The sequence below is a fragment of the Candidatus Gracilibacteria bacterium genome (genome assembly GCA_010119145.1).
In the GTDB taxonomy this organism is placed as follows: Bacteria; Patescibacteriota; Gracilibacteria; order BD1-5; family UBA6164; genus JAACSU01.
In genome coordinates, this window is record JAACSU010000007.1 from 131,503 (window position 1) to 145,316 (window position 13,814).

Here is a 13,814-nt window from a genome sequence, read left to right on the forward strand (position 1 = left end):
ATTATTGTATGTAAACTCATAAGGCTTTATAAATTTTGTATCTTGTAAAAATCACAACAGTTTCTGCTGAAGTTTTGGCTTTTAATTTTTTTCGAGCACTGACAATTGATTGTTTTATAGCTCATTCAGAAACTCCTTGCTTATATGCTATTTCTTTTAGCATTAATCCTTCAGATAATAATTGCAATCTTTCTAACTCAATTTTAGAAATATGAGATGCTTCAAATACTTTTCAATCTCTTTTTAAAAGCTTTATTTCCTCTAATAATCAAGTTCATTCAGAATCCTCAGACATATTTTTGTTATTTTAGTACTTATATATATCTTTATATATAAGTAAAATTAATTATAAAGTCCTTGAATTAAAAACTAAATAGAGCATAATAAGGCTATGCAAAAAAATATACAAACAATACTTCAAAATACCTTCGGTTTGGAGTCATTTCGAGACCGACAGGAAGAAATAATAGAGAATATAATAGCGTGAAATGACACGCTTGTTTTTATGCCTACTGGGTGAGGAAAATCACTCACGTATCAACTCCCAGGTTTAGTGAGAGAATGAATTACCGTTGTTATTTCTCCTCTTATTTCTCTTATGAAGGATCAAGTAGATGCTTTGAGAAAACTCTGAGTACGAGCAGAGCTTATCAACTCAACCCTTTCAGGAAAAGAAAAAGACGATATTATGTATGAGTTAAAATATTCTTCTCAACCAAGATACGCGTGAGACGAATACTCTGAAGCATTAAGTGATAACAATCCTATCAAATTTCTCTATATTGCTCCAGAAAGACTGAACTCAAGAGAGTTTATATCTATTCTTAAACAAACAAAAATTAGCCTCATTGCAATTGATGAAGCGCATTGTATCAGTCAATGGTGACATGATTTTAGACCAAGTTATATGAAAATTAAAAGCTTCATAGAGGAGCTTGCAGGAGAACAAAGAGAGTTTCCTATAGTTGGACTGACAGCTACTGCCACTCAAAAAGTACGTACAGATATAGTAGAGCGACTCTGACTTACAAAATTTACAAATTATATTTCAGGATTTGATCGGAAAAATATCATTCTTGTCGTACGAGAGATATCGGTGAAAGAAGAAAAACAAAAGAAAATTGTAGAAATAATCGAGAAAACTCCTTGAGTTTGAATTATCTATTGTTCAAGTCGTAAGCATGTTATAGAAGTGAGTGAGTACCTTATTTCAAAATGAATCAAAGCATGAATATATAAATGAGATTTATCACCCTCTGCTCGAGAAGATGAACAAAATAAATTTATGAATGATGAATACAAAGTTATGGTCGCAACCAATGCTTTTGGTATGTGAATCGATAAAAAAGATATTCGATTTGTTATCCATTATAATTTACCAGGAAGTATTGAAAATTACTATCAGGAAGTTTGAAGAGCTGGACGTGATGGTCGTATGAGTTATGGTATCGTACTTGCGAGTTATGGTGATACAAAAATTCAAGAATTTTTTATTGATCACACCTATCCTGAAAAGAAACAAATTTTAGAATTCTATGATTATTTATACAAAGACTTTAAAACGTCAGAAGGGAAATGAACTCGAGTTGCAAAGACCTATTTTGTCATGGCGAGTGAGTCTGGAGTAGGAAATGATATGATAGTTTGAAGTATTATAAAAATCCTTGAAAAATATAATATTATTCGCAGATGACTCGAGGAAACAGACAGTGAGTCTGATTTTAGAGGTCGAGGATTAACACTACTACAAGATAAGAGGCCACATTCACATCTCATGATAGATTGGAAACGTCAGGATTTACTCAAAGATGAATCAAACTTCAAACTGGAACAAATGAAACGACTGCTTTTTTATCCAAGTTGTCGAAAGAGGTTTATACTCGAATATTTTGGAGATACAGAAGATCTTGCAACTCTCTGAGATAATTGCTGACTGTGTGATTTTTGTTTAGAATGAAATAAATTTAGTGCAGAAGAAAAAGAAAAAATTGTTCCAGCGAGTACCTACTGACTGGTACTTGAAACAATAAAAAAATACAACGAAAAGTTTGGCCAAACTCTTCTCTCTAAAGTCCTTCATGGAAGTAGCGAGAAAAGAATCCAAGATTGGAATTTGGATGTATATGAACATTTTGGAGCACTCAAAGAATATTCACTTGTATGAATTCAAGCACTTTTTGAAGCACTTCAAATGGAAGGATTTATCTTTAAAACAGATGGAAAATATCCACTCATTTGAGTCACTGAGCTTGGATCAGCAGCCGTTTACAAAGATAAATATATCCAAAATGTTTTGTCTGACCTCAATACCTATGTACTTCAAAAAGTTTGAAAGAAACTTTCAAACTCAAATACTACTACTGCAAAAAAATGAACGTCATCTCTAAAACAAAGACTTTCTAAGTGAAGTACGTATTCGGAAACGCATAAATTATTTCAACAAAAAAAGTCTATCCAAGAAATTTCAATAGAAAGAGAGCTTTCTGTTCAAACAGTCGAATCACATATTATAACTCTCTATACTCAGTGAGAGGTATCTCTGGCTGATGCTATGAAATTAGTAGATTATGAAAAGACAAAAATAGTAAAAAAGGCTATTGATTCAGATGCACTTTTTGAAAATACTCAACTCAAGCCAATAAAGGATGCTTTAGAAGCTGACGGAAAAACTGATATAAGTTATTTTGATATCAAGTTAACAATTGCTATGATGGAAAAAGGAGACGTATAAATAATACTTTATAAATTTAGTTATTATGAAAATTATTTATTTGATTCCTCCAAGTGAGGGAAAGAATAATTGATGAATCAGCGAATATGAAAAACTCAGTTTCAATTTTAAGAAACCATTGAATATAGCAATTTCTGCGTCGCAAAAGGATCTAAAATGTATTTGAAAAAGATTTGAAGAGGGAATAGAATTGAATAAAAATATAAATAGCTCATGAGTATTAGCAGCAATTGAGAGATATTCCTGAGTGATGTATAGTTCTATAGATTATGTTTGAATGTCAGAATCGTGAAAAAAATATTTTGAAGATAATTTTATTATAGTCTCAGGTATGTACTGACTCATACGTCCTCTTGATAGTATTTGAAATTATAAACTCCCAATCGAGACGAAGTGACTCAAGGATTTTTGGTGAGAATCACTCACTCATGAACTGAATAATATTTGAGCAGACATAATAATTGATTTACTTCCAAATTCGTATAAAAAAGTAATCCAATGGAACAATATTACATCGAAAGTTCTTTCTATAAACTTCTACTCAGAGAAAAAAAATGAACTAAAAAAAATAACGCATTGAGTCAAAAAAATAAAGTGAGAATATATCCACACTCTTTGTAATAAGGGATCAATAGATGATGTAATAGTTTGAAATAATATACATCAGGAGTTAAAAATAATAGTATAAAAAAAGAACGAAAATTTTCGTTCTTTTTTTATTTCATTGGAACTTCTATAATAAGTATATCTGATCAATATAATGATTCAAATAGTATAGAATCTTCTTGTGTGATTCAAATTGCATCTCTTTGTCAAAGAGATTCTCAAGCAATCATGCAGTCTCAATATATACTCATAATATAAAGACCGTTATCTTCATTATATTTTTTATATTTTTGAGAAGTTCATTTTTCTAAAACTATTCTAGATATATGGCTATTTTGATTTATTAGTACATTTTCTCATTCTGTAGGTCACGCAAGTAGTTGAAATGTATTTTTTCTTCAATCTTCTGAAAACTTTTTTTGTGAATATTGTGGAGCTATATTTCTATTTTTAGTTTCAATCCATATTTGAAAAAATTCTCAATCTTCATTTCACTCATTCATTTCAGAGTGTACAACTCAAGTTCAAGCAGACATAGATTGAACTTCTCCAGGGATAAGTGTTTCCTCATTCCCCATAGAATCACGATGAGTAAGACTTCAAGATAGAGCGAGCGTAATAATTTCCATATTATCATGAGGGTGTTCTCAAAATCCTCTTCCTGCTTGTACAATATCATTATTAATAACTCTAAGAGTTCAAAATCACATTATTTTAGGATTATAATAATCAGCAAAACTAAAGCTAAAATTACTTTTTAGCCAACCATGGTCAGATCATCATCTTTCATTAGCAGGGTAGAGCGTATACATAATTACAATTACATTTCAATAAATAATTCCTCTGTTTCAAATCGAACTTTAGGGTTTCACGCATACGAGTCATCTTCTGAACGAAACCCTATTGGAAGCACAACAGTTGATGAGATACCTTTTTCATGAAGTCAGAGTATTTCATCAAATTTAGCTGCATCGAATCATTCCATTGGACATGAATCAATTTTCATTTCCGCAAGCACTGTCATGATATTTCATAGGGCAATATATACTTGTTTTTCAGCCCAAATTTTAGCTGATGTTTCATCTAGGTTTCATGCAAAACCTGAAACCATATCTTTATAACCTTTAATATCATCTTCACCTGCTCAAGTAGTTTTTTTCATATCCTCGAAATAACTATTAACGAGGTCTTGGTCAACTTCATTTACTCTACATAGAACGAGCAGATGACTTGCATCTGTAATTTGAGTTTGCCCCCATGCGTGTTCTTTAAGTTTTTCTCTTGTTTTGGGATTTTTTACAAACACAAATTTCCAAGGTTGTAATCCAAAACTAGATGGAGTCATTCTGAGAGCTTCTTTTATAGTATTCAGTTGGTCTTCACTGAGTTTTTTCTCTGTATCAAATTGTTTTGTTGCATATCTCCATCCGAGACTATTTAGAATCATATCCATAATTATTTATTTAAAATATAAGATTGTTTTTTTAGTATAAGAAGCTATTATTTTATAGCAATATCTAACTAGTATCATTTTATATACTCCAATGAATCATTGTTCACTTTCTCCATTTTTATGACTTATGTGAAAAAAATGGTCAACTCATATTATGGCTACATTTTGTAAGAGAGATGTATTATCTTTTTGAGATATTCGTCGAGAATTTCCAAATGTTACTGCCACAACAATTACTGTCCGATTAAAAGACTTCCAAAATTTTGATTTAATAAAAAAAAATACTGATTGAAAATACCAAGCGACTGAAAAACTGTATCATATTAGTAAAATATTAGAACAACTAGAAACATGAAATTAAACAATAGACTTAAGTTTTACAAAGAAATTACACACAAAAAAATTAAATTATATCTTTCAAAGATTAATTCCAAATTTGTGTACACGTCGCTGTTGATATTTATAACAATTATTACGTTACTCTATGTACTGATTATCATTTATGCTCCAAAACTACAGTGATATCTTGCTTTTCCAGGAGTGTACGTAAATACTATTTCACACACTAATCCAGAATACAAATTTATTGACTTAGATTTTGAAGATATCAATATCCAATACAAATGAGAAAATATAAATGGACTCTTTTTAGATAAGAAGTCCGATATCACTATTTATTATCTCCATGGAAATGGAGGAGATCTCACATATTTTTATCATGACATAAAATACATATCTGATTTATGATACAACGTGTTAGCTCTTGATTATCCTGGTTACGGAAAATCTACAGGTTTTCCATATGAAACTGATGTACTGCAGTATGCGGAACAACTCTATAACTTTGCTCAAGAAAAATATAAAATCACTGAAAAAAATACTATTGTGTGGTGATATAGTGTTGGGACGTGAGTTGCAACCCAATTTTCAGTTTGAAAAGATATTCGCTCCTTATTACTCTTTGCTTCATACGAGTCATTTTATGATTTATCTCGCTTAAATTTTCATTTTGTACTCCAAAAATTTTTATTTCTCCCAAATAGTTTTGTCACGATAGACTCTATCAAAAAAATACTAGCTCCCAAACTTATTATTCATGGAACCAATGATGATATTATTGATTACTCTCAGTGAAAAAATGTATTTCTAGCTGCATGAGGAGAAAAATATTTTATTGAGGTAGAGTGATGAGATCATTTCAGTTTTTATAATCATGAATATGTCGATACAGATATTAGAAATTTTTTGAAATATAATACTTTAGATAAAATATTTATAGAAACCACAGAAAGAGAACTGCTTGAAAAAGAAATAGAGAAAAAATTCTGGGATTCACTTGATATGACAAGCGACTCGTCTATTCAAAAATATGTAGATTCAAAAATACCTTTTACTCAAAAATCATATGTACCAAGTGACATGCGAAGGCTGTCTCGAGAATATATATCTGACACGAAATGAGACGCTCAAATGAGAGAGCAAGCAGCGGCAGCATTCGAAAAACTAGCTCAAGAATTTTATTGAGATTTTAAAGAAAAAATAGTAGTGGTGAGTAGTTATAGAAGCTACTCGTATCAGGCTGGGATCAAAGCCAGGTGATGTCCTGATAACATGTGTGCCAAAGCATGATTTAGTGAACATCAGTCATGACTTACCGCAGATTTATGGTCAGCAAGTACTAACTCTTATTGGAAAAATTCTTCACGACTCATGGAGTATTATAATTGGTTAGATGAAAATGCACATAAGTTTGGGTTTACAAATTCATACAAAAATTGAATCACTATAGATGGCTATGACATAGAGCCTTGGCATTGGAGGTATCTTGGAACGAAAATTGCCACAAGACTTCATGAGGAAAATATAACTTATGCAGAGTTTTATAACAAAAATAAAAAACAGTAGTTTTATACTACTGTTTCCTCTTCTTCTATTTTAATTTCACTTTCCACTTCATCCTCTATTTCTTTACGTAGAAGAATTTGTGTTAAGAGTTTACGTTTGTTCTTTGTATTTTTTGTTTTTTTGTATTTTGTATATGAGATGACACTTATCGGGATTACAAAAAATATGAGTAAAGTAGTCAATCATATACTCAGTCATAATCCTATGATATCTAAAAATCAAAACTCATTAATCTGAGGAATGAGTTCTAAAATTTCATTAGATGTTTTATAGTTATACTGAAATCAGTTCATATTTATTTTTGAATTTCTATTAACTCTGCCGTGAGAACAAGTCTGTTAAGAGTGGTCCCAATAGGCCAACAAGTCATGAGAGTGAGTTTTTTTCTATCATCATTGTCTTTTTTTAAAACTGAAACATCTCATGGTCTAATAACATTTTTCGCATTCACTTTATAAATATATTTTTCTTGCCCATAATATACTATGACTTCATCTTCAAATGATACTCTGTCAAGGAGTGCAAATACATCGTTGTAATCTCCATCAATCCATGGGAAATTAGAAGAATGTCCAAATATAAATGAATTTCATTCTTCACCAGGTTTTGCGCTTCCTGGATATCTAATAACTCAGTTTTCAAGCTCTTTCATAAATATATCATCAAGTTCTTTTTGTCACTCTACTTTTGTTTGTGTAATATCAAGAAGAGGAATATTTTTACCTATCTTAGGAATGACGATACGATTCTCATATGGAGTAATTTCGATTCCTAAATCAATAGCATTATTTTTACTTTGTGATACAAATTGATTCATATCGTGCATAGCATTTTCTTTTCAGGTAGCACTTCAAACTTGTTTAAATGAGTCTACTTCTTCAGTAACTTTTGATTGTTCTGTTACATTTCATGCTGCAACAGATTGGATAAGACCATTTTTACTATTTTCTAAATCATCTGCGTAAATATAACTTGAAGCAAGATTCCAATATGCACTGTAATTTGATGCGAGTAATAATACTCAAAATATTCAGATTGAAGTTGAAACATATTTGAGCATAAACATAGCTCAAGAAAATGACTTTTTTAATTGAGAAGTCACTTTTTTTTCAATTTTTTCTTCACTGACTGTTTCAGTCTTATCTTCACTCACTTTAAATCATTCAAAGTTCAGGGTATTAGCCTCAGAATTCTCTATAATTACAGCTTCTTTGAAAGATGTCATATCTTCAGACTCTAAACCTGCTAAGATATCGTCATGTTCTTGCATAATGTATTTTTATTTTTATTTTGTTTTGTACTTTAATAATATCATATATTTTTTTGTGGTGCAAAAATAAAAGAACTTGATTTAGACTGTTTTTTTTGTACTATTATTTCAATACATTTACAGCACCCGTAATACCCAACAATGGCTAGAAAATATGAAAAAAGTTCGGGTTGAGTCGTCTATAGAAAGAAAAACTGAAAAATTCAAATACTTCTTTTGAGGTGGCTCAATTCGCGAAAACAAGAGGAACTCGTAATTCCTAAATGAAAAATAGAAGCAGGAGAAGTAGCAAAAGACACCGCAGTGAGAGAAATATCAGAAGAAGCTTGAATTCCTGAAAGTGATTTAGAGATAATTAAGTTTGTAACAAAACTTAACTACACCTATACAGCAGGATATTTAAAGTGAAATCCTGTGATTGATAAAGATGTCTATATTTTTATTATTCGTTATAACGGAACCCAAGAACCAGTTGTTCGAAAAGAGGAAAGATTTACTGGATATGAGTGGATTGATATAGATAAAATAAAAAATATATCTGTTCGATTTGATCTCAGTTGAATAATCTATCGGAATAAACCATTTTTTATATAATAAATTAGAGACATGATTGAAGTTTCATACAAAAATGCTGATACAATAGCAATTAAAAATGCAGATAAAAAGGAAATTCTTTTTAATTTCTCCGATAAAACGGTTCATATGGAGGATTATGATGTCACTCATCCTGGTGAATATGAAAAATCTGGAAACTTGCTTGAAGTAAAAGAGTATACTGATTTACTTTTCTATAAGTTTCTTATAGATGGAAAACATATGTGTATCGTAACATCTGATAGTTTTGAGCTCAAAGAGGAAATTGTTGGATTCTTTGGGGACGTTGATATTCTCATAATCATTTGAACTAAAGACGCTGTAAAAATATTTGAAAATATTGAAGCAAAACTCGTGATTCCATACGGGGAATGAAAAGACCTCTTTCTTCATACTCTTGGGCAACATTCAGAAGCTATAAAAGTATCAAAAATAGGTTCTGATCTCAGCTGAGATAGAACAGAGTTTGTTAATCTTGAAGACTAAAATTATGTTTAGACTTTTAATGACCTATTTTTTGTGAAAAAAATATTCTAAGTATCTCACAAATAATAAACAAAATATACAAAAAATTACTCAAAGCAGTCCTTTAGCTGCAACTCTCGTTGAAAAAGTATTTAAATTACTGTTTTTTTGGAGGTTTCTTATTATATTATGGTACATATTTGTTGGATGAGTTATACTAGGTTTTGTATACTTACTTATCACTCTAATACTAAAATTTATGTCATAAAAAACTCTCCTAATTTGGAGAGTTTTTTAATACAGACTTTCAATATATTGTTTCTTGATAATATATAAGTACCCAAAGAAGTCATGAAATTGCTGTAAAAAAAGAAGTGACGTATAAATTGAGGGTATAGAGCGCAAAACTCATAGCAAATAGTCACAAAAATGTAGGTATAGAGGTAAATATACTTATACTACTCGTTTTACTTTTTATTCAAGATATTACTTGATTAGAGAGTGAAATTATAAATATACAATTCACAAAAGTCATGAGAATATCTTGCCAAAGCATAGAGGTTATAGTTTAATTTTTAGTATGGTTCGGGATGTAGGGGTCGAACCTACGATGAGGGATTCAGAGTCCCTTGCCTTACCACTTGGCCAATCCCGAATAAAAATAAAACTGAGAAATCATAAAAGATATCTCAGTTTTATTATAAGGAAAACTATTTAAGTTCAACAGAAGCACCAGCTTCTTCAAGTTTAGCTTTCACTTCTTCACCTTCAGCTCGAGAAACACCTTCTTTAACGTTCCCTCCGTTATCAACGATATCTTTAGCTTCTTTCAGTCCAAGACCAGTAATTTCTTTCACTACTTTGATTACAGCGATTTTTTGACCACCTGCAGCAGTAAGAACTACATTAACTGTAGAAGGTCCTTCGTCTTCTCAACCAGCAGCACCAGCCATCATAACTGGAGCAGCAGCAGAAACACCAAATTCTTCTTCCATTGCAGTAACAAGGTCGTTTAGTTCAACGATAGTAAGTTCTTTAACAAGATCCATGATCTTAGTAGCATTTTTTGATAATTCAGCCATTTTGCAAAAAATTATATAAATAAAAATAATAATTCATTGTAGAATTGTGTTTCAATATCACACAATTACAGAAGTATCTTATGTAAGATACTGAAGAGAGTTCTACAATGCTTTTCTAGCTTTTGAGCTAGTTGTATACCAAGATGAGAAAAATACCTAAATATTGTAACTCATCCTGATATATACTAGTTCAAAAAATTATGCAGCTTCTTCTTTCTTTTCTTCAGTAGCTGGTGCTTCTTCACTTTTTACTTCTTCTTTTACTTCAGGAGCAGCTTCTTCAGCTTTAGCTTCTGATACAGCTGAAGTTCCAACATCAAGTGAACCAACATTTTCTTTTCCAGTAGATTCAAGTTCTTTTGCAGCAGCATCAAACCATCTTGCAAGACCTGCAATAGGTGATTGCATAGAACCAACCAATCTTCCGAGTAATGTATCTCTTGAAGGCATACCAGCAATTGCTTTTGTTTCTTCTAGACTCTTAAGTTCTCCTTCGAATATTGCAGCAGCCCATTCGATTTTTTCACCTTTGAATTTAGATACAAGGTCATTTACTTTCCCAAGTCCTGCCATAGCATCTTCATTTGAACAAACAACTCCAATTTGACCAGGAAGTGTTTTAAGATCCATATCAATATCTAGAGCATCTTTAATTGCTTTTACGATAAGTGTTTTTTTAGCAACCATATAGTTAGCTCCAACGGCTCTAAGATCATTCCTCATTCCTTCGAATTCTGAAACTGTAAGAGTATTAGTTTTAGCAAAACCTATAGATTGAGCATCTTTAAATCTTGCTGTAAGAACTGCAAGTATTTCTTGTTTTTGTTGTTTAGTAACTGCCATAGTCTCGTGTTCTAATAAAATAAATATTTTCTATCTTATTCATATCTACAAAAAAATCTCTTTGCGCGAGCAAAGAGATTAGGGAAGTATATATTGAAATAACTTCTTTCTCTTTTGTCTCGGTAGGTCTTATATGACTTCGCCTACGGTCTTAAACAAAAATATGAATACGCAACTATTATATAGAAAAAAATACTATGTCAAATCTAATAGAAAAACAGTAAAATCATTTGATTTTAAGCCAAAAATCCTTAGCTTAATAGACATCCCTAGAATAATCTTAGTGGATTGCCTCCATGGGTGGGGGTAGTAAAAATCAAAACAAATAAGGCTTGGGAGGCCTAAGAAAAATGGCTACGGTACATGTTGAAGAATACACCGGTCTAGAAATTGAGACCAAAGGAAAATATGAGAAACCAGTCTATGACCGGATTATCCAAGAATTGGTTATACCAATGCAGGCTGAGCAGCCCGACAAACCTCAAATGCAAGCCGCGGAGTAATTCGTGAAGTCTTGTAATTGAGATGCAAAAGATCCGAGCGCGTAACAGGCCTGCTCGGGTCATTTTTTTTTGGTTTAATTTTATAAATATATTTGCTCTTTAGTCAAAATTCTATATTCTACATTTGCATTAATAATGATGCGGGAAAGAAATATGTTTGTTCATCATAAAAGGAAAACAACATAAATACAAGTATCTAAAGGAGATTAACATGTATCATTCAGGAGGAAGCTCTCTATTCAAGAATTTCAGTAATGGAAAGAAAGAGTACGTCGGAGTTGGAGAAAAAAGTTCAGAAGAAAATGTAGGTAAAACAACTACACAAATTGAGGCTGATCACAAAACCACAAGCTACATAATGAGTCAGTTCTAAACTGCTTTCATTGATGTAATGACAAAGGACCCGAGCGAACCATACAGGCTTGCTCGGTCCATTTTTTTTGTTTTAAATTTTAGATACTAAAAAAGACTCAGAGTATTCTGAGTCTTTTTCTATAGGGAAGTGACTATTTTTTATTTTTTGCCATTTCTTCCATTTTCTTTTGACGTGCGTAGAATTTATCAACGGCACCAGTTTTAAGGATTCTTTTTTCTCCTGTATAGAACGGATGACATTTAGAACATATTTCCACTCTAATTTCATCTTCTTTGATAGTTGATTCTGTATCAAATGTATTTCCACATGAACAGATAACTGGAACTGTTTTTGTTTCTGGGTGAATTGCTTGTTTCATAATATTTCTTTGTTTTACTTGCCCGCTATAATACGTTGCAAAAATATATAATATTCGGATTGTTTTGGTGCCCAAGAGAAGACTCGAACTTCCACACCTTACGGCACTGGTTTCTAAGACCAGCGTGTCTACCATTCCACCACTTGGGCATAATTTATTTCTATGTACTTTTTCGTCAAATAATGGTAGTTTATTTGAAAAAAATGGTGGGCAGTGAGGGATTCGAACCCCCGAAGGCGTAGCCAGGGGATTTACAGTCCCCCCCATTTGACCGCTCTGGTAACTGCCCAAAATGGAGAAAACCTCAGATTTCAAGCCTCTTCTCTGTGTAAAGGAGAGTGTTGGAAGCTAAGGTTTTCACTTTAAATTTTACTGGAGCCACTTGTCGGAGTTGAACCGACGACCCTTCGCTTACAAGGCGAGCGCTCTACCAACTGAGCTAAAGTGGCACTATCTGAGTGCGCGACAAATACTATTGATGAAGAGACTAATGTCAAATTTTTTTATAGCATTTTTTTCATGAAGATATATACTGATATAAATTGTAATATAACAGTGAGACTATGTATGAAGAGATTATCGAAAAATTTAAAGGTAAAAAATCAGATAAGCAAAAAGTAATTGTGATTTTTTGACCTACTTGAGCAGGGAAGACTGCCATGAGTATTGATATAGCAAAGTACCTAAACTCTGAGGTTATATCAACAGACAGCAAACAAGTATATAAAAACATGGATATATGAACTGGGAAAATTACAGCTGAAGAGATGCAGGGAATAACACATCATATGTTAGATATTCTAAATCCAGATAAGAATTTTTCTGTTTGAGATTTTAAGGAGAGAGCAGAACCTATTATTCAAAAACTTCACTCCGAGAATAAAATCCCTTTGCTTGTATGATGAACAGGGCTGTATATAGATAGTCTCATATATGAGAGAGATCTTCCAAAAGTAGAAGCCGACTATGAGCTGAGAGCTGAAATGGAAAGTTTAAGTAATGATGAAATGTACGCTATACTTCAAGAAATAGATCCTAAATATGCAGTAGAACTCCATCCAAATAACAGAGTCTACGTAGAACGGGCTATTGAAGTAAAGAAATTAACCTGAAAATCAAAAACAGCATTTCGAACTGAAAAAATTTTAAAATATGATGTTTTATTTTTAACCCCTTCTGGCCCATTTGATTCACTTGAGCTCTCATCTATCCAGTTAAAATCAGACGAATACAGACAGTGGCTGTATAATAGAATAAATATAAGAGTTGGACAGATGTTTGAAGGATGACTAGAGTGAGAGCTACAATGACTTTTAGAACAAGGATATGTTTTTTGAAATCCTGGATTTGTATCTATTGGATATCAAGAGTTTGAGCCATATATACTTTGAGAACAAAACATTGAAGAGGTCAAAAAAATGATACAACAGCATTCTCGTAATTATGCAAAAAGACAGCTCACTTGGTTTCAAAAATATTTAAATAATTGAGACGTTGATTTGTAAGACAAAGTCAACAGCTATTTCTTGTGAGCTATAAAAAACTATGATACAATTATTTTAGTTTTATATTCTATTGATTGATTTTTTATCTTAGGACACTATACTAAAATTAAATAAAAATTTCTC

General features: G+C 31.7%; 18 protein-coding genes and 4 tRNA genes. 10 read left to right on the forward strand and 12 right to left on the reverse strand.

Going from position 1 to position 13,814, the window contains the following annotated elements; genetic code table 25:
• Position 1: 1 nt before the first annotated feature.
• Positions 2-295 carry a response regulator transcription factor gene (locus GW846_00980; protein ID NDK09335.1) on the reverse strand — a complete coding sequence of 98 codons (294 nt, stop codon included), beginning with the start codon at positions 293-295 and terminating at the stop codon, positions 2-4.
• 96 nt (positions 296-391) lie between these two features.
• Here GW846_00980 and GW846_00985 point away from each other — a divergent pair, with 96 nt between their 5' ends.
• Entirely contained in the window at positions 392-2,731 is a 2,340-nt protein-coding gene (locus GW846_00985) for a RecQ family ATP-dependent DNA helicase (GenBank protein ID NDK09336.1), read from the forward strand.
• 25 nt (positions 2,732-2,756) lie between these two features.
• Positions 2,757-3,419: a YaaA family protein gene (locus GW846_00990; protein ID NDK09337.1), complete on the forward strand. Its 663-nt coding sequence runs from the start codon at positions 2,757-2,759 to the stop codon at positions 3,417-3,419.
• A 28-nt stretch (positions 3,420-3,447) separates the two neighbouring features.
• Here the strand turns inward: GW846_00990 and GW846_00995 are convergent, their stop codons facing one another.
• Together GW846_00995 and GW846_01000 are read right to left on the reverse strand one after the other, a co-directional pair.
• Positions 3,448-4,149 carry a pirin family protein gene (locus tag GW846_00995; GenBank protein NDK09338.1) on the reverse strand — a complete coding sequence of 234 codons (702 nt, stop codon included), beginning with the start codon at positions 4,147-4,149 and terminating at the stop codon, positions 3,448-3,450.
• Positions 4,150-4,157: 8 nt separating this feature from the next.
• Positions 4,158-4,790: an NAD(P)H-dependent oxidoreductase gene (locus GW846_01000; GenBank protein ID NDK09339.1), complete on the reverse strand. Its 633-nt coding sequence runs from the start codon at positions 4,788-4,790 to the stop codon at positions 4,158-4,160.
• 91 nt (positions 4,791-4,881) lie between these two features.
• Between GW846_01000 and GW846_01005 the strand changes: the two genes are divergently transcribed.
• Both GW846_01005 and GW846_01010 read left to right on the forward strand, forming a co-directional pair.
• Entirely contained in the window at positions 4,882-5,151 is a 270-nt protein-coding gene (locus GW846_01005; protein ID NDK09340.1) for a helix-turn-helix transcriptional regulator, read from the forward strand.
• Positions 5,142-6,695 (forward strand): alpha/beta fold hydrolase, encoded by a 1,554-nt coding sequence (locus GW846_01010; GenBank protein NDK09341.1) that lies wholly within the window; start codon positions 5,142-5,144, stop codon positions 6,693-6,695. The genes GW846_01005 and GW846_01010 overlap by 10 nt, the downstream gene beginning before the upstream one ends.
• 2 nt (positions 6,696-6,697) lie before the next feature.
• Here GW846_01010 and GW846_01015 read toward each other — a convergent pair whose 3' ends face one another.
• Together GW846_01015 and GW846_01020 are read right to left on the reverse strand one after the other, a co-directional pair.
• Entirely contained in the window at positions 6,698-6,988 is a 291-nt protein-coding gene (locus GW846_01015) for a hypothetical protein (protein ID NDK09342.1), read from the reverse strand.
• A gap of 2 nt (positions 6,989-6,990) precedes the next feature.
• Positions 6,991-7,965, reverse strand: coding sequence for a sortase (locus GW846_01020; protein ID NDK09343.1), 975 nt, complete (start codon positions 7,963-7,965; stop codon positions 6,991-6,993).
• A 141-nt stretch (positions 7,966-8,106) separates the two neighbouring features.
• Here GW846_01020 and GW846_01025 point away from each other — a divergent pair, with 141 nt between their 5' ends.
• The 3 genes from GW846_01025 to GW846_01035 are packed head-to-tail and all read left to right on the forward strand — an operon-like array spanning position 8,107 to position 9,292.
• Entirely contained in the window at positions 8,107-8,559 is a 453-nt protein-coding gene (locus tag GW846_01025) for an NUDIX domain-containing protein (protein ID NDK09344.1), read from the forward strand.
• Positions 8,560-8,571: 12 nt separating this feature from the next.
• Complete coding sequence (locus GW846_01030; protein ID NDK09345.1) at positions 8,572-9,045, forward strand: hypothetical protein; 474 nt, start codon at positions 8,572-8,574, stop codon at positions 9,043-9,045.
• A 4-nt stretch (positions 9,046-9,049) separates the two neighbouring features.
• A complete protein-coding gene (locus GW846_01035) occupies positions 9,050-9,292 on the forward strand; it encodes a hypothetical protein (protein ID NDK09346.1) in 243 nt (80 codons plus the stop codon).
• A gap of 313 nt (positions 9,293-9,605) precedes the next feature.
• On the opposite strand, the gene GW846_01040 is transcribed toward GW846_01035, so the two are convergent.
• From GW846_01040 to GW846_01050, 3 genes are all read right to left on the reverse strand, one after another.
• Positions 9,606-9,679 (reverse strand) — tRNA-Gln (locus GW846_01040).
• A gap of 55 nt (positions 9,680-9,734) precedes the next feature.
• Positions 9,735-10,106: a 50S ribosomal protein L7/L12 gene (gene rplL / locus GW846_01045; GenBank protein NDK09347.1), complete on the reverse strand. Its 372-nt coding sequence runs from the start codon at positions 10,104-10,106 to the stop codon at positions 9,735-9,737.
• A 198-nt stretch (positions 10,107-10,304) separates the two neighbouring features.
• Complete coding sequence (locus tag GW846_01050; GenBank protein ID NDK09348.1) at positions 10,305-10,949, reverse strand: 50S ribosomal protein L10; 645 nt, start codon at positions 10,947-10,949, stop codon at positions 10,305-10,307.
• Positions 10,950-11,299: 350 nt separating this feature from the next.
• Between GW846_01050 and GW846_01055 the strand changes: the two genes are divergently transcribed.
• Positions 11,300-11,452: a hypothetical protein gene (locus GW846_01055; GenBank protein ID NDK09349.1), complete on the forward strand. Its 153-nt coding sequence runs from the start codon at positions 11,300-11,302 to the stop codon at positions 11,450-11,452.
• Positions 11,453-11,663: 211 nt separating this feature from the next.
• The gene (locus tag GW846_01060; protein ID NDK09350.1) at positions 11,664-11,825 is read left to right on the forward strand and encodes a hypothetical protein; all 162 of its coding nucleotides are present in this window, start codon (positions 11,664-11,666) and stop codon (positions 11,823-11,825) included.
• A gap of 133 nt (positions 11,826-11,958) precedes the next feature.
• Here GW846_01060 and rpmE read toward each other — a convergent pair whose 3' ends face one another.
• The 4 genes from rpmE to GW846_01080 form a co-directional block, all read right to left on the reverse strand.
• Complete coding sequence (gene rpmE / locus GW846_01065) at positions 11,959-12,186, reverse strand: 50S ribosomal protein L31 (GenBank protein ID NDK09351.1); 228 nt, start codon at positions 12,184-12,186, stop codon at positions 11,959-11,961.
• A 65-nt stretch (positions 12,187-12,251) separates the two neighbouring features.
• Positions 12,252-12,335: transfer RNA gene (locus tag GW846_01070), tRNA-Leu, on the reverse strand.
• Between the two features lie 55 nt (positions 12,336-12,390).
• A tRNA-Tyr gene (locus tag GW846_01075) sits at positions 12,391-12,475 on the reverse strand.
• An 84-nt stretch (positions 12,476-12,559) separates the two neighbouring features.
• A tRNA-Thr gene (locus GW846_01080) sits at positions 12,560-12,635 on the reverse strand.
• A 114-nt stretch (positions 12,636-12,749) separates the two neighbouring features.
• On the opposite strand from GW846_01080, the gene miaA reads away from it, so the two are divergent.
• Positions 12,750-13,691: a tRNA (adenosine(37)-N6)-dimethylallyltransferase MiaA gene (gene miaA / locus GW846_01085; protein NDK09352.1), complete on the forward strand. Its 942-nt coding sequence runs from the start codon at positions 12,750-12,752 to the stop codon at positions 13,689-13,691.
• Positions 13,692-13,814: the final 123 nt, after the last annotated feature.